General features: G+C 70.1%; 15 protein-coding genes. 13 read left to right on the top strand and 2 right to left on the bottom strand.

Going from position 1 to position 17,822, the window contains the following annotated elements; genetic code table 11:
- Positions 1–45: 45 nt before the first annotated feature.
- The 4 genes from ACIQMX_RS02620 (at position 46) to ACIQMX_RS02605 (ending at position 4,248) form a co-directional block, all read left to right on the top strand.
- On the top strand, positions 46–1,098 hold the full coding sequence (locus ACIQMX_RS02620; protein WP_402474500.1) for a sugar kinase: 1,053 nt from the start codon (positions 46–48) through the stop codon (positions 1,096–1,098).
- A gap of 141 nt (positions 1,099–1,239) precedes the next feature.
- The gene (locus ACIQMX_RS02615; RefSeq protein WP_402474498.1) at positions 1,240–1,998 is read left to right on the top strand and encodes an IclR family transcriptional regulator; all 759 of its coding nucleotides are present in this window, start codon (positions 1,240–1,242) and stop codon (positions 1,996–1,998) included.
- A 6-nt stretch (positions 1,999–2,004) separates the two neighbouring features.
- On the top strand, positions 2,005–2,433 hold the full coding sequence (locus tag ACIQMX_RS02610) for a RidA family protein (RefSeq protein WP_363075492.1): 429 nt from the start codon (positions 2,005–2,007) through the stop codon (positions 2,431–2,433).
- 339 nt (positions 2,434–2,772) lie between these two features.
- Positions 2,773–4,248 carry a gluconate:H+ symporter gene (locus ACIQMX_RS02605; protein ID WP_363075494.1) on the top strand — a complete coding sequence of 492 codons (1,476 nt, stop codon included), beginning with the start codon at positions 2,773–2,775 and terminating at the stop codon, positions 4,246–4,248.
- Between the two features lie 52 nt (positions 4,249–4,300).
- Here ACIQMX_RS02605 and ACIQMX_RS02600 read toward each other — a convergent pair whose 3' ends face one another.
- Together ACIQMX_RS02600 and ACIQMX_RS02595 are read right to left on the bottom strand one after the other, a co-directional pair.
- Entirely contained in the window at positions 4,301–6,670 is a 2,370-nt protein-coding gene (locus tag ACIQMX_RS02600) for a serine/threonine-protein kinase (RefSeq protein WP_402474496.1), read from the bottom strand.
- Between the two features lie 244 nt (positions 6,671–6,914).
- On the bottom strand, positions 6,915–8,582 hold the full coding sequence (locus ACIQMX_RS02595) for a chitinase (RefSeq protein ID WP_402475573.1): 1,668 nt from the start codon (positions 8,580–8,582) through the stop codon (positions 6,915–6,917).
- A 755-nt stretch (positions 8,583–9,337) separates the two neighbouring features.
- On the opposite strand from ACIQMX_RS02595, the gene ACIQMX_RS02590 reads away from it, so the two are divergent.
- The 9 genes from ACIQMX_RS02590 (at position 9,338) to ACIQMX_RS02550 (ending at position 17,787) form a co-directional block, all read left to right on the top strand.
- The gene (locus ACIQMX_RS02590) at positions 9,338–10,198 is read left to right on the top strand and encodes a hypothetical protein (protein ID WP_402474494.1); all 861 of its coding nucleotides are present in this window, start codon (positions 9,338–9,340) and stop codon (positions 10,196–10,198) included.
- A gap of 171 nt (positions 10,199–10,369) precedes the next feature.
- Positions 10,370–11,080 carry a Flp pilus assembly protein CpaB gene (cpaB, locus tag ACIQMX_RS02585; protein WP_363075502.1) on the top strand — a complete coding sequence of 237 codons (711 nt, stop codon included), beginning with the start codon at positions 10,370–10,372 and terminating at the stop codon, positions 11,078–11,080.
- A 7-nt stretch (positions 11,081–11,087) separates the two neighbouring features.
- Positions 11,088–12,359 carry an AAA family ATPase gene (locus ACIQMX_RS02580; protein WP_363075504.1) on the top strand — a complete coding sequence of 424 codons (1,272 nt, stop codon included), beginning with the start codon at positions 11,088–11,090 and terminating at the stop codon, positions 12,357–12,359.
- Positions 12,360–12,375: 16 nt separating this feature from the next.
- Positions 12,376–12,792: a TadE family protein gene (locus tag ACIQMX_RS02575; RefSeq protein ID WP_402474492.1), complete on the top strand. Its 417-nt coding sequence runs from the start codon at positions 12,376–12,378 to the stop codon at positions 12,790–12,792.
- A gap of 3 nt (positions 12,793–12,795) precedes the next feature.
- Complete coding sequence (locus tag ACIQMX_RS02570) at positions 12,796–13,173, top strand: TadE/TadG family type IV pilus assembly protein (RefSeq protein WP_363075508.1); 378 nt, start codon at positions 12,796–12,798, stop codon at positions 13,171–13,173.
- A 63-nt stretch (positions 13,174–13,236) separates the two neighbouring features.
- On the top strand, positions 13,237–14,574 hold the full coding sequence (locus tag ACIQMX_RS02565) for a CpaF family protein (protein WP_306071486.1): 1,338 nt from the start codon (positions 13,237–13,239) through the stop codon (positions 14,572–14,574).
- 10 nt (positions 14,575–14,584) lie between these two features.
- A complete protein-coding gene (locus ACIQMX_RS02560; RefSeq protein ID WP_402474489.1) occupies positions 14,585–15,523 on the top strand; it encodes a type II secretion system F family protein in 939 nt (312 codons plus the stop codon).
- 14 nt (positions 15,524–15,537) lie between these two features.
- Positions 15,538–16,419, top strand: a complete 882-nt coding sequence (locus ACIQMX_RS02555) for a DUF5936 domain-containing protein (RefSeq protein WP_402474487.1) — start codon at positions 15,538–15,540, stop codon at positions 16,417–16,419.
- Between the two features lie 54 nt (positions 16,420–16,473).
- Positions 16,474–17,787: a sensor histidine kinase gene (locus tag ACIQMX_RS02550; protein ID WP_402474485.1), complete on the top strand. Its 1,314-nt coding sequence runs from the start codon at positions 16,474–16,476 to the stop codon at positions 17,785–17,787.
- The last annotated feature ends 35 nt before the right edge of the window (positions 17,788–17,822 follow it).

Raw genomic sequence — 17,822 nt, 5'->3', positions numbered from 1 at the left:
GTCAATGATGAGATCCGGCGCCCCGCCCGACCCCGAGGAGCCCGCGTGTCCGGAACCCCGGCCAGGACCGACGCCGAAACGGCCACCGATGTCGTGTGCCTCGGCGAGTCCATGGTGACGTTCCTGCCCTCGCGGCCCGGGCGCCTCGCCGACGTTCCGTCCTTCGGCCGCGGCATCGGCGGCGCCGAGTCCAACGTGGCCTGCGCCCTCGCCGCGGCCGGGCACCGCGCGGCCTGGGTGAGCCGGGTCGGCGCGGACGGCTTCGGTGACCATCTCGTCGACGCGATCTCCGCATACGGGGTCGACACCTCCGCCGTGCGGCGCGACCCGGACCGGCCCACGGGCATCTACTTCCGTACGGCGACGGACCGCGGCACCGACGTCCACGAGGTCGCGTACTACCGGGCCGGGTCCGCGGCCTCGGCGATGTCTCCGGCGAACGTCCCGTACGAGGCGCTGTTCACCGGCCGGGTCCTGCACCTGTCCGGCATCACCGCGGCGCTCTCCGCCGACTGCCTGGCCCTGCTGCACGAGCTGACGGCCCCGCGCCCCGCGCGCCCGCTCATCTCCTTCGACGTCAACCACCGCCCGGGCCTCTGGCGCGGCGCCGACGCGTCCCCGGACGTCCTGCTCGACCTGGCCCGGCGCGCCGACCTCGTCTTCGTCGGCGAGGACGAGGCGGAGGAGGCGTGGGGGGTGAAGGGCGCCGCCGCGATCCGCGAGGCGCTGCCGGAACCGGCGGTCCTGGTCGTGAAGCGGGGCGCGGAGGGCGCGACGGTGTTCTCCGCGGAGCCGGGCCCGGCCGGCACCGTCACCGATGTCCCCGCCCTCCGCGTCGACGTCGTCGCCCCCGTCGGGGCCGGTGACGCCTTCGCCGCCGGGTTCCTCTCCGCCACCCTGCGCGGACTGCCCGTCCGCGACCGGGCCCGGCACGGGCACCTGATGGCCGCCGCCGTCCTCACCGTCCCCGGCGACCTCACCGACCCGCCCGCCCGCGACCGGGCTGACCGCCTCGCGGCCCTCGACGACACCGACTGGGGGAGACTGCGTCTCGGCCCCGGGTGGACGGGGGACGACACGGAGGTACGTACGACATGAGCGAGCGATTCGACCGGCGGGGCGTCACCGGTGAGGGCCGGGCCGAGGGCAGCGGGGCACGCGCATGAGCGAGCGCAGCGAGCGATTCGATCAGAGGGGCGTCACCGGCGAAAGCCGGGCCGAGGGCAGCGAGGCACGCGCATGAGCCAGACCGTCGACCGGGCGCTGAGCATCCTGCCGCTGCTCGCCCAGGGGCCCGCCGACCTCGGGCAGGTCGCCGAGCGCCTCGGCGTCCACAAGTCCACGGCCCTGCGGCTGCTGCGTACGCTCCACGAGCACGGGCTCGTCTACCGCCAGCAGGACCAGCGCTACCGCCTCGGCGCGCGGCTCTTCGCCCTCGCCCAGGAGGCCGTCGAGAACCTCGACGTACGCGAGATCGCCCACGCGCACCTCGTCGAGCTCAACGCGAACTGCGGCCACACCGTCCACCTCGCCGTGTACGAGGAGAACGAGGTCCTCTACATCGACAAGGTCGAGAGCCGCTACCCGGTCCGGATGTACTCCCGCATCGGCAAGCCCGTCGCGATCACCGTCGCCGCCGTGGCCAAACTCCTGCTCGCCGACCTTTCGGAGGCCGAGCGGCGCGCCATCGCGGAGAAGCTCGACTACCCCATGTACACGTCCCGTTCGACCCCCGGCCCCGGCGCCTTCCTGAAGGAACTCGCCACCGTGCGCGAACAGGGATGGGCCACCGACCTCGGTGGCCACGAGGAGTCCATCAACTGCATCGGCGCCCCCATTCGCGGCGCCGACGGGCGCGTCGTCGCCGCGATGTCGGTCTCCGCACCGAACGTGGTCGTCACGGCCGAGGAACTCCTCACCCTGCTCCCCCTGGTCCGTCGCACCGCCGACACCATCAGCCGGGAGTACTCCGGCACCAACCAACCCAAGAAAGTCTGATCAGCGATGACCGACAGCACCGACAAGACCGTGAAGACCCCGCTCACCCCGAGCACCCACACCGCCCCGCCCGCGAAGTTCTCGCACGGCGTGCGGAAGGGCAACATCCTCCAGGTCGCCGGCCAGGTCGGCTTCCTGCCCGCGGTCGAGGGCCAGGCCCCCACCCCGGCCGGCCCGACCCTCCGCGAGCAGACCCTCCAGACCTTCGCCAACGTCAAGGCGATCCTGGAGGAGGGCGGCGCGAGCTGGGACGACGTGATGATGATGCGCGTCTACCTCACGGACGTGGACCACTTCGCCGAGATGAACGAGATCTACAACGCCTACTTCGGCGAGCAGAACCTCAAGGAGGCGCCCGCCGCCCGCACGACGGTGTACGTCGGCCTGCCCAAGGGCCTCCTCATCGAGATCGACGCCCTCGCGGTCCTCGGCTGAGCCCGATCCTCTTGCCGCACCCGTACCACCGCACCACCGCACCACCACGCACGGCACGGCGCCCCGCCCCATCGGGACGCCGTGCCGCGCTCCGCCCGCAGGGCGTGCCGGCCGACTGCCGCCTACCGCGCGGCGCCCGGCACGCACGCTCGCGGTACTGCCGAAACGGCCCGGCAGCTCCACCCCCATAGCCCGAAGGGCATGGGAGGCTGCCCGCTCCAAGGCCACTCCGGCGCCTTGTGATCGCACGCACCGGGCGCCGCGCGGCCGCCCTCCGGGCGCCGACGGCAGTTGGACGGCGCACCCCACCCAGAACCATGGACGACAACGGAGTTACCCATGCTGCTCGCCGCCAGCCCCCCACCGGTCGAGACGCCACCCCACACCGGTGGACTCCTCCTGCTCATGGACGGGACGGCCGGTCTGCTGACCGTCGCCGTCCTCGGCATCGCGCTCCTCCTCTTCCTGATCATCAAGGTCAGGCTCCAGCCCTTCGTCGCCCTGCTCGCCGTCTCCATAGCCGTCGGCCTGGGCGCCGGACTCTCCGTCACCGAGCTCTTCGGTACGGTGCAGAAGTCCGCCGCCGTCTCCGTCATCGAGTCCGGCATGGGCGGCATCCTCGGCCATGTCGCGATCATCATCGGCCTCGGCACGATGCTCGGCGCGATCCTCGAAGTCTCGGGCGGAGCCGAGGTGTTGAGTGCCCGCCTGCTGAACCTCTTCGGTGAGAAGCGCGCCCCGCTCGCCATGGGCCTGACCGGTCTGATCTTCGGTATCCCGGTCTTCTTCGACGTCGGCATCTTCGTGCTCGCGCCGATCGTGTACGCGGCGGCCAAGCGCTCCGGCAAATCGATCCTGCTCTACGCGATGCCGCTGCTCGCGGGCCTGTCCATGACCCACGCGTTCCTGCCGCCGCACCCCGGCCCGGTCGCCGCCGCGGGCCTCTTCCACGTCTCGCTGGGCTGGGTCATCCTGATGGGCGCCGTCGTCGGCATCCCGTCCGTCCTCGCCGCCTGGGCCTACGCCGCCTGGATCGGCAAGCGGATCTTCGTCGAGGTCCCGCAGGACATGGTCGAGGCCGCCGAGGAGGCCAAGGCCGCCGTCGTCGCCGAGCAGCGGGCCGCCGGGGTCACCCCGCGCGAGGCCCCCGTCGCGCTCTCCACCGTCCTCGCGATCATCGGCACCCCGCTGGTGCTGATCCTCGCCGCGACGTTCTCCTCCATCGCGCTCGACCCCTCGACGCCCCGCTCGGTCATCGAGTTCTTCGGCAACCCGTTCGTCGCCCTGACGATCGCGCTGCTGCTCGCCTACTACCTGCTCGGCATCCGGCGCGGCTGGTCCCGCAAGTCCCTGGAGTCCGTGTCGACCTCCTCCCTCAAGCCGGTCGGCAACATCCTTCTCGTCGTCGGCGCGGGCGGCATCTTCGGTGCCGTACTCAAGGCCAGCGGCATCGCGGACGCGCTCGCCGACACGTTCAACGACGTGGGTCTGCCCGTCATCCTGCTCGCCTGGCTCATCTCGGCGGTCCTGCGCATCGCCCAGGGCTCGGCCACGGTCGCCATCGTCACCACCGCCGGCATCGTGGTCCCGCTCGTCGAGGACCAGGGCTTCTCGCAGCCGCACCTGGCGCTGATCATCATGGCGATCTCGGCCGGTTCGATCATCGCCTCGCACGTCAACGACGGCGGCTTCTGGATGGTGTCGAAGTACTTCGGCATCTCCGAGCGCGACACCCTGAAGTCCTGGACGGTCCTGGAGACGGTCCTGTCGGTCGCGGGCTTCGCGGTGGCAGCGCTGCTGAGCCTGGTGATCTAGGACCTTCGGCCGGTCCGGACCCGTGCGGGTGCCCGCACGGGTCCGGACCGGTTCAGGCCGCCGACGCGCAGATGATGCTCTTGCCCTGGTTCACCTGCCAGTACCAGAACTTCTCACCGCGCCCCGACGGGCAGGTCCAGTTCTGGCCCGCCGTCGGGGCCCGGTAGAAGCCGGTGATGCGCAGGATGGACTGACCGGCCTTGGGCACGGTCGACGCGTTGCAGCGCCAGACCACCGTCAGGTCGGCGTTGGTGGCCCCGTTCACGTCCGCGGGGAAGCACTGCCCCACCTGGTACACCCGGTCGAGGCAGAGCGTCCGGTCGACCCCGTCGTCACCGGATCTGCTCCACCAGGTGAAGCCCGCGCCCGTGTCGCAGGAACTGGAGCCCCCGGACCGGGTGCTGACACGGTTGACGTGCATGTAGGCGTTCGAGGCCTTGCAGCTCACCCGGATCGGGCTGTCGGCGCTCATGTCGTCGTGCCCGTCGTTGTACACGTCGAGGCAGTCGCCGGCGTGCACCGCGGCGAACGCCAGGTCGGTGGCGTCCGGCGTGGGCGTCGGCGTGGGCGTCGGCGTGGGCGTGGGTGTGGGAGTGGGCGTCGGATCGTCCGCCGTGTCGCTGTCGGAGTCGTAGCTGCTGTCGCTGTGGGAATCGGTGTCGGTGTCCGAGCCGGAGTCGTCCGCGCGGGTGTCGCTGTCGGAGTCGGACGACGCCGAGCCGCCGCTGCCGGAACTCGACGAACTGCCCCCGCTGCCGCCCCCGTTGCCCGCCGTCTCCCAGGGCTGCCAGGCCAGCAGTCCGATGACGACGGCCACGGCGACCAGCCAGCCCAGCGCCGAGGAGTTTCCCGAGGAGCCGGTCCGAGGAGGCGCCGGACGCGTCGTCGTCGGCCCGGCCGGCCCGGTCGGGGCGGTGCTGGGCGAGGTCGTACGGGCCCGGGCGGCACGAGCCGCCCGGCGTGCGGCCTCCTGCTCGGCCCGCTCCCGTGCCGCGCGCTCGGCCGCCTCTCGTGCCGCGCGCTCCCGCTCGGCCTGCTCCCGCGCCGCCTGCTCGCGCTGGGCCCGTTCCCGTTCCGCCCGCCGCCGCGCACGCTCCTGTTCGGCGCGCGCGTGTTCCTGGGCCGCGCGCTCCCGCTCGCGGCGGGCGCGCTCGGCCTCCTGGCGCTGGGCCGCCTGCCGCTCGGCCTCCAGGCGTGCCGCCTCGACACGTTCGCGTTCGGCGCGCTCCTGCTCGGCCTGCTCCGCGCGCTGCCGCTCCGCCAGTTCCGCGAGAGCCGCCATCTCCCGCCGGGTCCGCTCGCGGCGTTCACGGTCGCGGGCCGCGCGGGCCCGGCGCTCCGGCGGGTAGACCAGCGTGGGGGGAGGGGGCGGCACCGTGTTCGTGCGCTGGACGAGCGTCGGGGCCACCGGATTCACCACCGGCGGCCTCGTCCGGTCCGGCTGATCCGTCCGGGCCGTCCGGGCCGTCCGGTCCGGACGGCCCGTTCCGGGTGTCCGGTGGTCGTTCGCGAGTTCCAGGCCCTGGGTCGCGTACGCGCCGATCAGTGCCGTCCACCGCGGCGGCAGCCACCGGGTGCCGCTGTGGGAGGCCGGGAGATGGGCCTGCGCCTCGCGGAAGCGGGCGAGCAGTTCGGCGGGCTCGGGACGCCGGCCCGGGTCGACGGCGAGACACGGCCGGATCGTCGCGACGAGCTCCTTCGGCAGCCCGCCGAGGTCGAGTTCGCCGCGCTGGACGCGGGCCAGCAGCCGCAGGGTGTCGCCGTCGGAGGCGTAGGGCGGCCGACCGGTGGCGAGCAGGAACAGGGTCGCGCCGAGCGAGTAGACGTCGGACGCGGCCGTGGACTCCTCGCCGCGCGCCTGCTCCGGCGAGGTGAAGGCGATCGTGCCGAGCGTGAGCCCGGTGAGCGTGAGGTCGCTGGCGTGGGAGATGCCGAAGTCGATGACCCGGGGGCCGTCCAGCGGCAGCAGCACGTTCTGCGGCTTGACGTCGCGATGGACGATGCCCACCCCGTGCAGCGTGACCAGGGCCTCCGCGGTGCCGGCGGCGATCCACCGGACGGCCGAGGCGGGCAGCACCCCGCAGGTGCGCACCAGTTCGGAGAGCGGCGGCGCGGCGATGTAGTCGATGGCCATCCACGGCCGCTCCGCCGCGGGGTCGGCATCCCGCACCCGCGCCGTGTAGGCGCTGGCGACCCGTTGCGCGACCGCCACCTCGCGCGCGAAGCGCCGCCGGTCGACATCGCTGACGGTGCCCTCGGCCAGCAGCGTCTTCACGGCGACGAGACCCCGCGCGCCGCGATCGCCGCCGCGGGCGAGATAGATCCGTCCCATGCCGCCGGACGCGAGCCGTCCGATCAGCCGGTACGGTCCGAGCGTCGCCGGATCGTCCCCGCCCAGCGCCTGAACCCGCGCCCCGGCCATGTCACTCCCCCTGTCGCACCACCACTGCGCCCCCCAACCGTGCCACGGGGGCGCCCGGACAGCCATGGAATGCGGCAACTCCCGGACACACTGTTGCGGGGCCGGTACATGCCCGGGACGCCCGCCGGTCCCCGCACATGCAGCAGCGCCACCGGGGGAGCGGCGGCGCTGCTGGTCAGTGGCGCGTCAGGCGCAACAGGATGCGTTCAGAAGGAAGTTACGGAGGTCGCGGAGGTCACGCAGGTTACGGAAGACCGTGGACGTGCGGGCCGACCGCGTTCGACCAGGCGTTGCCCGACGTGGCGTCCCAGTTGGTCGACCAGGTCATCGCGCCGCGCAGGCCCGGGTAGGTCTTCGACGGCTTGAAGGAACCGCAGCCGGTGCCCTTCGCGAGGCAGTCCAGGGCCGCGTTCACGACCGACGGGGCCACGTATCCGCTGCCCGCGCCCCTGGTGGAGGCGGGGACACCGAGGCCGACCTGCGACGGGTCGAGGCCGCCCTCCAGCTGGATGCACGCCAGGGCGGTGAGGAAGTCCACCGAGCCCTGCGAGTAGACCTTGCCGTCGCAGCCGAGCATCGAACCGCTGTTGTAGTACTGCATGTTGACGACGGTCAGGATGTCCTTGATGTTCAGCGCCGTCTTGAAGTACTCACCCGAGGTGGACTGCATGTCGATGGTCTGCGGGGCCATCGTGATGACGAGGCCGGAGCCCGCCTTCTGCGACAGCGAGCGCAACGCCTTCGTCATGTAGGTGGAGTTGAGGCCGTTCTCCAGGTCGATGTCGACGCCGTTGAAGCCGTACTCCTGGATGAGGGAGTAGAGCGAGTTGGCGAAGTTGGTGGCGGAGGCGTCGCTGTTGACCGAGACGGAACCCTTCTCACCGCCGACCGAGATGATGACGTTCTTGCCGGCCGCCTGCTTCGCCTTGATGTCGGCCTTGAACTGGTCGACGGTGTACCCGTTCAGGCCAGCCGAGTCCAGGTTGAAGGTGACGGCGCCGGGCGTGGCCGTGGCGTCGGCGAAGGAGACCGCGATGATGTCGTAGTTCGCGGGCACGTCGCTGAGCTTCTGCACGGTGGCGCCGTTGTTGAAGTTCTGCCAGTAGCCGGTGACCGCGTGCTTGGGCACGGAGGTGCCGGGGTTGGGCTCGCCGCCCCCGGACTTGGCCGTGCGGCCGCTGACGGTGGCGGACTTCACGGACTCGCCGGCCGCGTTGGTGGCGGTCACGGAGAACTGGTACGCCGTGTCGGCCGCCAGCCCCGTGATGGTCGCCGAGGTCCCGGTGGCGGTGGTGGCCTTGGCGCCGTCCTTGTAGACGCTGTAGCCGGTCGCGCCGGACACCGCGTTCCAGGACAGGACGAGGGAGGAGGGCGTGGCCGTGCCGACGGCGAGACCGGCGGGGGCCGCGGGGATCGTCGGACCGGGGTCCGTACCGCCGCCGCCGTCCGGGCCGGTGACCGAGACGTCGTCGACGACGTACGCGGCCTGCCCGTACCAGCCGTGCGTGTACACGGTGACGGACGTGGTGCTGGGGCCGGTCTTGAAGCTGGTGGAGAGCTGGGTCCAGCTGCTGGATCCGGGCGTCCAGGTCGACACGTCGGTGGTGCCCGTGCCGCTCGCGCCCAGGTAGGCGTACCCGCCCTGGACCCAGGAGCTGAGGCTGTACGTCGAGTTCGGCTTCACGGCCACGGTCTGCGTGCACTTCGCGTTGTCCTGGCCGGCCGGCGTCGCCTTGAGGGCCGCGGTGCCGCCGTGCACGGGGGAGGAGACGGTGGCGCCGGAACCGCCGGAGCAGGTCCAGTTGGCGAGGCCGGACTCGAACCCGGCGTTCTTGGCGACGTTGACGTCGGCGGCCTCGGCGCTGCTGACGAGACCGGTGAGGGTCAGCGCGCCGGCGGCGACGACGGCCATGGCGGAGCCGAGGAGCGGGCGGGTGTGACGCCGTCTGTGGCTGGTGGCGGGGGAACGTTCCACTTGCTGCCTCCGTGGGGGAGTCGGGGATGGCGGGGAAGCGACACGGGGATGCCGGGGGTGCGGCACGGGGAGTGCTGGGTGTGGAATCGAGGAACGGTGGCCACCGCTGGGCGATAAAACTGGTCCAGACCAATCGAGTTGTCAAGACCTCTGGCAGCGACCGGCCGCAATATCCCGCACGGCAGCCCGCACGGCAGCCCGCACGGCAGGGGGTGTGCGCTCCGCTGTCCGTTCACTCCCGAGAGGGACGTGGATCGCCTCGCGGTGGGGCGGGCGCATCGGCACTCCCGGTCGCGCCGGCGCCGTAGGCCCGGGGGCCTCAATCCGGGCCCAGAGTTCACGGTGGGCCCACCGGAAACACCGATAACCGCCGCGTTTGGGCGCTCTCGTGCGCTCTGACGTGCGCGGAAGCGGAAAAGGATCATGAATTATCTCGACGTGCGCGGCTAAGCCGCTGAATGGTACGGAATTTAACTACCAGTCACTTGAGATGATTTGTCAGGCGAAAGCCCTGTGCGGACTTCGTGAGCCCTGCCTCACTGGGCCCCCAAAGGTGTTCTCTGCCTCCCCGGACGTGGATAAAGTGCTGAGGCAGGAGCGCCCGAGTAAGGAGCACCTGGCAGGAGCGATTGCGGCCGGCGGTACGCGGCGGCCGGAGCCGAACGGGGAACAGCGTGCCGACAGCAATAGCAGTGACCAGTGCTGACCTCGTGCTGCCTCCGACCGATCAGCAGACGCCTCCGGCGGTGGTCCTGAGGGCGCCCGACGAGCAGCCGCTCGACCAGGCGCTGAGCGATATGCACCTGCTCCTGGAGCAGCACGGCTACGTCATCGCGGTCTACCCCGCCAGCATCCCGGTCGCCCACGAGCGGCGGCTGCACATGATCCGCTCGGTGCTGGAGAGCGACCGCATCGCACTGATCAAGGCCGATCTGCCCCCCTTGGGTGTGGCGGTACTGGTGCGTCAATTGCGGCAGTTGTCCATCTGTGACTTCAGTGCCGGAGTCGTCGCCTCGGCCGCACGGCTGCTCTCCCACTACATCCACGCCGGGGCGCTGCTGAACTCGGTCACCAAGCTGGACCGGGTGCCCGTCAGCCTGAAGGCCCACGCGAAGTCATGGGTGCCGGGCTCGCAGTTCGGTGTGCTGGCCAACCCGAACCCCCAGCTGATCAAGATCGGCTCGGGAGACCTCACGGGCCCCGAGTTCTCGACCCATCTGCTCGTAGCCAAAGGGCAGTTGCAGTCGGACTGGGTGACTTCCACGATCGCTCCGGCCTGGCAGGTGCAGGCCGTGCACGAGGTTGCATTGCCTGCGGATTCGCCCCCTTGGTGGGGTACTCCGAAAATGATCGAATTCGCTGCCTTTCTGCCCGATATCTCACTGATTTATCAGCTGGTTTCTTCGGTTCGCAGGGAGGTCTGCACTTGGTGCGGAAATGAACTCATCGGCGACCGTTGCGGCCTGTGCTCGGCCCCGTTGAAGCCTCCGGAGAACCAAACGCACGGTTCCGGTGTCCTGAACCAAGGAACACCCATGCACCACGGGTCGTGAGCCACCGCGACGGCGGTGTGCCGCTGCTGCACCCACAGCCCGGTGAACCGCGTACGGCGCCGGCCCGCATCCCTGCGGGCGGACGCCGGAGCGTGACCCGCGACGGCCCGACCCCGCTCCGCCCCTCTGTCCGCTCATCGGCCCACGTCTCTCAACGAGGTTGCTCCGCTCATGAACTCACGGCAACGCCGCGGCGTCATCCTTCTCCTTCTCTCGGTCCTCTGTGCCTTCGGCGCGTTCGCCGGTGTGCTCTCGGTGATCAGTGATGTGAACTCGAAGGTAGGGCCGGAGGTGACTGCCTACCAGGTCAAAAAGGAAATACTTCCCTACCGGCCGCTGGACCCGGGGCAGTTCGAGAAGGTCTCGATGCCGAAGCGCTGGCTGTCCAAGAACGCCGTCACCGACCTGTCGGTGCTGGACGGCAAGATCGCGGTCACCAAGCTGCGCGAGGGTTCGCTGCTCCAGGAGGACATGCTCGTCAAGCGCCCGGCGCTGGAGAGCGGGCAGCAGGAGATCGCCATCATGATCGACGCCGCGACCGGCGTCGCCGGCAAGATCCGGCCGGGCAACCTGGTCAACATCTACGCGACCTTCGGCGGCCAGAACGACAAGGAACAGCCCACCTCGCGCGTCATCGTGCCCAACGCCAAGGTCATCGACGTCGGCCAGCTGACCTCCCTCGACCCGAAGGAGGACTCCCGCAGCGGCCCGACCGAGGCCGTGCCGATCACCTTCGCCCTGGACACCACCGACGCGCAGCGCGTCGCCTACGCCGAGTCCTTCGCCGAGCACGTCCGACTGGCCCTGCTGCCGAACGACAGCCCGACCACCCTGCGTCCGGGCGAGGGCAGCTACAACCTCGACGAAGACAAGAACAAGTGAGGACCGGATGAGCACACGAATCCTCCCGGCTGTCGGCGATGCCGACGCCGCCCGATCCATCACCACACTGCTCAGCCAGCTCCCCGACGCGGAGCCGGCCGGGCCCCTGGGTGACTCCACCGCGCTGCTCGACACCCTGGCCCGGCTCGCCGCCGAGTCCCTGGACGAGCTGCCCGAGGTCGTGCTGGTGCACGAGCGGATCGGTCCGGTTCCAGCCCTTGAGCTGATCCGGGAGGTGGCCCTGCGCTTTCCGGCGGTCGGGGTCGTGCTCGTCACCGCCGACGCGAGCCCCGGGCTCTACTCGGCAGCCATGGACTCCGGCGCCCGCGGCCTGGTCGGCCTGCCGCTCTCGTACGAGGAGCTGGCCCAGCGCGTCCAGGCCGCCGCCGGCTGGTCCGTCGGAGTCCGCCGCCACCTGGGCGCGGGCGCCGAGGTCTTCACCGGCCCCGGCGGTACGGTCGTCACCGTCAGCGGCGCGAAGGGCGGCGTCGGCGCGACCGTCACCGCCGTACAGCTGGCCCTGGCGGCCCAGGCCTCCGGCCACACCGTCGCCCTGGTCGACATGGACCTGCAGTCCGGGGACATCGCCTCGTTCCTGGACGTACAGTTCCGCCGCTCCATCGTCGACCTGGCCGCGATCAGCGACATCTCGCCCCGCGTCCTGGCCGACGCCGTGTTCAGCCACACCAGCGGGCTCGCCCTGCTGCTGGCACCCGGCGAGGGCGAACGGGGCGAGGAGGTCAGCGACCGGTCCGCCCGGCAGATCGTCAGCGCACTGCGTTCGCGGTACGAGATCGTGGTCATCGACTGCGGCAGCCAGATGAACGGCGCCAACGCGGCAGCCATCGAGATGGCCGACGTCGCCCTGCTGGTCTCGACGCCGGACGTGGTCGCGGTACGCGGCGCGAAGCGCATCGTACGGATGTGGGACCGCCTCCAGATCCGCAAGGCGGAGGAGACGACCACGCTCGTCAACCGCTACAGCCGCAACACCGAGATCCAGCCCCCGCTGATCCAGAAGATCACCGGGACCCGGATCGCGGGCACGGCGATCCCCGCCAACTTCAAGGAACTTCAGGGCGCGGTCGACGCCGGCCGCATGCACGAACTCGACTCGAAGAGCGTCGTCAAGCAGGCGCTCTGGGCTCTGGCGGGTGAGCTGGGCCTGGTGAAGGTCCCCGCCGGGGCGGAAGGCAGTGGCAAGTACAAGAACGACCGGGGTTCGATCGGGCGCTCGCGCAGGCGGGGCGATTCCGCGGGCCGCGGCAAAAACGACTGAGGGGGCAGGTTGATCCATGGTGACCACCGAGAGGGCGGAAACCCGGATAGGCAGGAGGCGTGACCGCGGCCGTGACCGCGGACAGACCGCGATCGAGTTCGTCGGGGTTACGCCACTGATCATCCTGATGCTCATCGCGCTGTGGCAGTGCGCGCTGTTCGGCTACACGTTCATTCTGGCAGGGAACGCGGCGGACGTGGCGGCGCGGGCGGGGAACGGGTCGCAGTGGAGGCAGTCGGCCGCCTGCGAAGAGGCCGGGCGGGAGGACCTGCCGAGCGCGTGGCAGGGCAAGGCCCGATTCAGCTGCAACAGCGGGTTCGAGCCCGGCCTGTACAAGGTGCAGGTCCGCCTCACCGTGCCCGTGCTGGTGCCCGGAGTACTCGACTGGGGGCCGAAGGTCACCGGCGAAGCGGCCTCGGCGAAGGAGGGCTGATTCATGACAGGGAACAAGCGACGCTCTGCCCGCGACCGCGGACAGGTCGCCTTCGAGTACATGGGGTTCGTCCCGCTGCTGCTGCTGGTCGGCCTCTGCGCCATCCAGCTGGGCATCGCGGCATACGCGGCCAACCAGGCAGGTACTGGTGCCCGGGCGGCTGCGCGTACCGCCAGCCACGATCTGCCGGACATACCGCCGACCCTGGCTGGTCACCGCGCCATGAGCAGCTGGATCTCCAAGCACGGCAACGCCTATTTCGTTCCCTCGTACGGGGCCGACACCGTGACCTACACCGCCAAGGTCAAGATCCCTTCGATCATCCCGTGGGTCGACGACTTCGGAACCGCCACCCGCAGTTCCACCATGCCCCGCGAATAGCGCGGAGCGACCGACCCACCCACACCGCACCACACCGGCAAGCCGGACCGAGGAGTCAGCACAATGAGCCTGCGGGCACGCATCACCGCCCCCGAGGAGCAAGCCGGAGGGCGGGAGGACGGCCACATGGTCGCCTCCTACCGGGCCAAGCTGCTTGAGGAGATCGACCTCGCGGAGATGTCCTCGCTGGCCGCAGCCGACCGGCGGGCCCGCCTGGAGCGCGTACTCGGGCACATCATCAGCCGCGAAGGGCCGGTCCTCTCGACCGCCGAACGGACGCAGCTGATCCGCCGGGTCGTCGACGAGGCCCTCGGCCTCGGCATCCTGGAACCGCTGCTCGAAGACGCGTCCATCACCGAAATCATGGTGAACGGGCCGGACCAGATCTTCGTCGAGCGCAGCGGCAAGGTCGAACAGCTCCCGATGCGTTTCGGCTCGCACGAACAGCTGATGCAGACCATCGAGCGCATCGTCTCGACCGTCAACCGGCGCGTGGACGAGTCCAACCCGATGGTGGACGCCCGCCTCCCCAGCGGCGAGCGTGTCAACGTGATCATCCCGCCGCTCGCGCTGACCGGCGCCACGCTCACGATCCGACGGTTCCCGAGGGCCTTCACCCTCCAGGAGATGATCAACTTCGGTTCGCTCGACGAGCAGATGCTGATCCTGCTCTCGGGCCTCGTCCAGGCGAAGCTCAACATCATCGTCTCCGGCGCCACCGGCACCGGCAAGACGACCCTGCTCAACGCGCTCTCCGGGCTGATCCCCAACAACGAGCGCATCATCACCATCGAGGACTCCGCCGAGCTCCAGCTCCAGCAGAACCACGTCATCCGGCTGGAATCACGGCCGGCCAACGTGGAGGGCAAGGGCCAGATCTCGATCCGCGACCTGGTCCGCAACTCCCTGCGTATGCGTCCCGACCGCATCGTGGTCGGTGAGGTCCGAGGCGGCGAGTCGCTCGACATGCTCCAGGCGATGTCCACCGGCCACGACGGCTCGCTCGCCACCGTCCACGCCAACAACGCCGAGGACGCGCTGATGCGTCTGCAGACTTTGGCCTCCATGTCGGAGATCAAGATCCCCTTCGAGGCCCTGCACGACCAGATCAACAGCGCCGTGGACGTGATCGTCCAGCTCACCCGGCACGCGGACGGTGGCCGAAAGATCACCGAGATCGCGATCCTCGACTCGCACGGCCGCGACAACTACCGCATCGTCAGCGTCGCCCGCTTCATTCCCCAGCCGATGGCCGCCGACGGGCGGATCTACGGCCAGTTCCAGTACCTTCCGCTCCCGCGCAAGATCGCCGAACGCCTCTACATGGCCAGCCAGCCCATTCCCCAGGCCTTCGGTGTCGCCTCGTCCGACGAACAGCTCGCCACCCGAGAGGCCAAGTAGGTACCGCGCCATGACCAATCTCCCCCTCCTCACGATCGGCGTCACGCTCGTCTGCGGCGTGCTCGGCGTCACGGGTCTGCACGCGTACGCCGGTGGCAAGGCCGACCGCGACGCTCTCGTCGACCGCCTCTCGCACACCGGCCAGATACAGGCCGTTGGACGCCACCGCCGCTTCCAGGGCGTCGACCGCAGGCTCCGCAAGACCGGGCTGGGCCGCAGGATCGAGCTGAAGCTCGCTGCCACCGGCCTGGAGATCACGCCCGGCGAGTTCTTCGTCTACGCGCTGATCGCCATGGCGGGCCTCTGGATGGCGGCCTCGTCGATCCTGGCCTCCTTCTTCGGCCCGGTCGCCGCACTGGTCGGGCTCTGGGGCACCAACGCCTTCCTGAACTACCAGCGGACCAAGCGCACCGAGCGCTTCATCAACCAGCTCCCCGAGCTCTCCCGCATCCTCGCCAACGCCACCCAGGCCGGGCTCGCGCTGCGTACCGCGCTCTCCATGGCGGCCGATGAGCTGGAAGACCCCGCGGGTGAGGAGCTCGCCCGGGTTGCCCGCCGCCTCAGCGTCGGCGAATCACTCGAGGACGCCATGAGCGAGCTGACCGAGCGGCTGCCGTCACGCGAACTCGTCGTCCTGGTCACGACCCTCGTGCTCTCCAACCGGGCCGGCGGTACGGTCGTCAGCTCCCTGCGCAACCTCACCGAGACGCTGGAGGAGCGCAAGGAGACCCGTCGTGAGGTCAAGACGCAGCTCTCACAGGTCACCGTCACCGCCTACGCGGTCCCGGGCTTCGGCATCGGCGCCATGCTCCTGATGAACGCCGTGATGCCGGGCGCCCTCGACCGTATGACCGGTGCGTTCATCGGCCAGGTCGCGGTCATCGTCTCGCTCGTCCTGTACGCGATCGGATTCATCGTGATCCGCCGCCTGTCCCGTATCGACGTCTGAGGGGAGGAGCGGACATGGATTTGTTGCTCGCACTCGTTGTAGGTCTTGCCGTGTACGGAGCGATCGCCGGCATCCGGATGTACCGTGCCGACGCCAAGCTGCCCGGCGACCTGGCCGTCGCCCTGGAGGTCGGCGCCACGCGCACCAGCGCGGTCGGCTCCGGCATCGACCGGATGGGCATGCGGTGGGCACCGGCGGTGCTCAGGATGATGGGCCCCAAGGCCGTCAACAAGAAGCGCCACCAGATCGACATGGCGGGTAACCCCGGCGGCCTCACCATCGACCGTTACGCGGCCCGGCGTGCGGTCTACGGGGCACTCGGCGTGTTCGGCGCTCTGTCGACCCTCATGCGTGGCCAGATCTTCGTCTCCATCCTGCTCCTCGCCTTCGGTGCCTTCTGGGTGGAGGTCGGCATCTGGTCGGCGGTCCGCGTCCGCAAGGACCACATCGAACGCACGCTCCCCGACTTCCTCGACGTTCTCGCGGTCGTCGTCTCGGCGGGACTCGGCTTCCGCCAGGCGCTGGAACGCGTCGCCGAGAAGTACGAGGGCCCTTGGGCGGACGAGCTCCGCATCACCCTCCGCCAGATGGACATGGGTGTAAGCCGCCGCCAGGCCTTCGAGGAGCTGCGTAAGCGCAACGACTCGGAGCAGGTCGCCATGTTCGTGACCACACTCCAGCAGGGCGAGGAACTGGGTGCGCCGATCGTCGAAACGTTGATCCAGATCGCCAACGACATGCGCCGCACCGACGCGCAGAACGCGCGGCGGAAGGCGGCCAAGGCCGTCCCGAAGGCCACCTTCGCGGTCACCTCGTTCCTGCTTCCCGGAACGCTGGTCATGCTGACGGTCGGATTCGTCTACGGCGCCAACGTCGACTTCTCCTTCATCAAGTGATGACCCGCATGAAGAAGATGACGAGAATGACGAGCTCGAGGAGGTGACAGGCGCATGGCATTCCAACTGAGCGACTCTCAACCGGGGTTGACGAGCGAGGTACGCCAGGCGCTCGCGAACCCGGGCGCGCAGCCGGCCTTCACGATCCAGCTCAACGCGCTCCAGGCCATGTGCCGTCAGGTCTTCGGTTTCCGCCTGGCGATGACGGCCATAGCGACGCCGTTCGCGATCGACCGCACCGCACCCGGCCTCGCCACGTGGCTGATCGGCGCGGCCATTCTCGTCACCTTCATGGGCTCCTACGTCCTCTTCCGGGACTGGGAGCGCTTCGGCCCGCTCTTCCTGCGCTACCCCTGGCTGCTCGGAATCGACGCATTCTTCGGTGCCCTGCTGCTGATCACCGCCACACCGGAATCCACCCTGGCGTACGTCACGGTCTGTACGCCACTGCTTGCCGGGCTTGTCTACGGATGGCGCGGTGCGGCGATCTTTGCCGCGCTTCAAACGCTGATCATCTTCGGCGTGTACGGCACCGACTCGAAACTGGAGGCCAGCGAGGCCACGGCCCTGCTGCTCCCCGGATTCTGCGTGATCGCCGGCGCGGTCGGCGTCACCTTGCGCAACCTGCTGCTCCGCTTCGGTACGGCGAGTCAAGCCCTCACCGAGACCCGCGCACGCCTGGCCGTGAGCGAGGCCATCGAAGGCGAACGCACGCGTCTGGCCAGGGAGATGCATGACTCCGTGGCCAAGACGCTGCACGGTCTGGCCATGGCCGCCGACGGCCTGGCCAGCTCCTCCGACCGGATGGACCCGCTGACCGTCAAGCACCAGGCCGAGCTCGTCGCCCGGTCCGCACGCCGCGCGGCGGCGGAGTCGCGCGAGCTGCTGTCCGACCTGCGGCGCGAGTCGGGCCTCGACGGCGGAATCGACGTCGTGGCGGAACTCCAGGCACGCGCTGACGACTTCACCCGACGTCACGGCCTCACCGCGAGCTTCCGGCTGCTCAACGAGACTCCTGTCCCGCCCGTGCCCCAGGTCGTGGCCCGGCAACTGCTCACCATCGCCTCCGAGGCGATGGAGAACGCCAACCGCCACGCCCACCCCACCTACCTCGTTGTGCTCGCCGGAGTGAAGGGCGATGTCCTGAGGATCACCGTGTACGACGACGGGCGCGGCCTGCCCGCCGGCGTCACGCTCGACGACCTCAGGCGGGCCGGCCACTTCGGCCTTGTCGGCATGGTCGAACGCGCCGCGTCCATCGGCGCCCGCATCCGCATCGGCAAGGGCAAGGCGGTCACCGGCACGGAAGTCCGCCTGGAACTGCCGATGGCCGCCCTGGTCCAAACACCCGCTGTACCGCTCGACTGACCCCCCCCCACCATCCGTCCCCACAGAAACACGAG

This window comes from Streptomyces sp. NPDC091416 (genome assembly GCF_044756845.1).
Lineage (GTDB): Bacteria > Actinomycetota > Actinomycetes > Streptomycetales > Streptomycetaceae > Streptomyces.
The sequence above is the reverse complement of the archived record's forward strand: the minus strand, read 5'-3'. Positions and strand labels throughout refer to the sequence as shown.

Excerpts from the sequence above, each read along its gene's own strand:
- ACIQMX_RS02615 (WP_402474498.1), top strand. The coding sequence starts at position 1,240 with ATGAGCCAGACCGTCGACCGGGCGCTGAGCATCCTGCCGCTGCTCGCC.
- ACIQMX_RS02575 (WP_402474492.1), top strand. The coding sequence starts at position 12,376 with ATGGTGACCACCGAGAGGGCGGAAACCCGGATAGGCAGGAGGCGTGAC.
- ACIQMX_RS02580 (WP_363075504.1), top strand. The coding sequence starts at position 11,088 with ATGAGCACACGAATCCTCCCGGCTGTCGGCGATGCCGACGCCGCCCGA.
- ACIQMX_RS02570 (WP_363075508.1), top strand. The coding sequence starts at position 12,796 with ATGACAGGGAACAAGCGACGCTCTGCCCGCGACCGCGGACAGGTCGCC.
- ACIQMX_RS02600 (WP_402474496.1), bottom strand. The coding sequence starts at position 6,670 with ATGGCCGGGGCGCGGGTTCAGGCGCTGGGCGGGGACGATCCGGCGACG.
- ACIQMX_RS02610 (WP_363075492.1), top strand. The coding sequence starts at position 2,005 with ATGACCGACAGCACCGACAAGACCGTGAAGACCCCGCTCACCCCGAGC.
- ACIQMX_RS02560 (WP_402474489.1), top strand. The coding sequence starts at position 14,585 with ATGACCAATCTCCCCCTCCTCACGATCGGCGTCACGCTCGTCTGCGGC.
- ACIQMX_RS02555 (WP_402474487.1), top strand. The coding sequence starts at position 15,538 with ATGGATTTGTTGCTCGCACTCGTTGTAGGTCTTGCCGTGTACGGAGCG.
- ACIQMX_RS02550 (WP_402474485.1), top strand. The coding sequence starts at position 16,474 with ATGGCATTCCAACTGAGCGACTCTCAACCGGGGTTGACGAGCGAGGTA.
- cpaB (WP_363075502.1), top strand. The coding sequence starts at position 10,370 with ATGAACTCACGGCAACGCCGCGGCGTCATCCTTCTCCTTCTCTCGGTC.
- ACIQMX_RS02565 (WP_306071486.1), top strand. The coding sequence starts at position 13,237 with ATGAGCCTGCGGGCACGCATCACCGCCCCCGAGGAGCAAGCCGGAGGG.
- ACIQMX_RS02605 (WP_363075494.1), top strand. The coding sequence starts at position 2,773 with ATGCTGCTCGCCGCCAGCCCCCCACCGGTCGAGACGCCACCCCACACC.
- ACIQMX_RS02595 (WP_402475573.1), bottom strand. The coding sequence starts at position 8,582 with ATGGCCGTCGTCGCCGCCGGCGCGCTGACCCTCACCGGTCTCGTCAGC.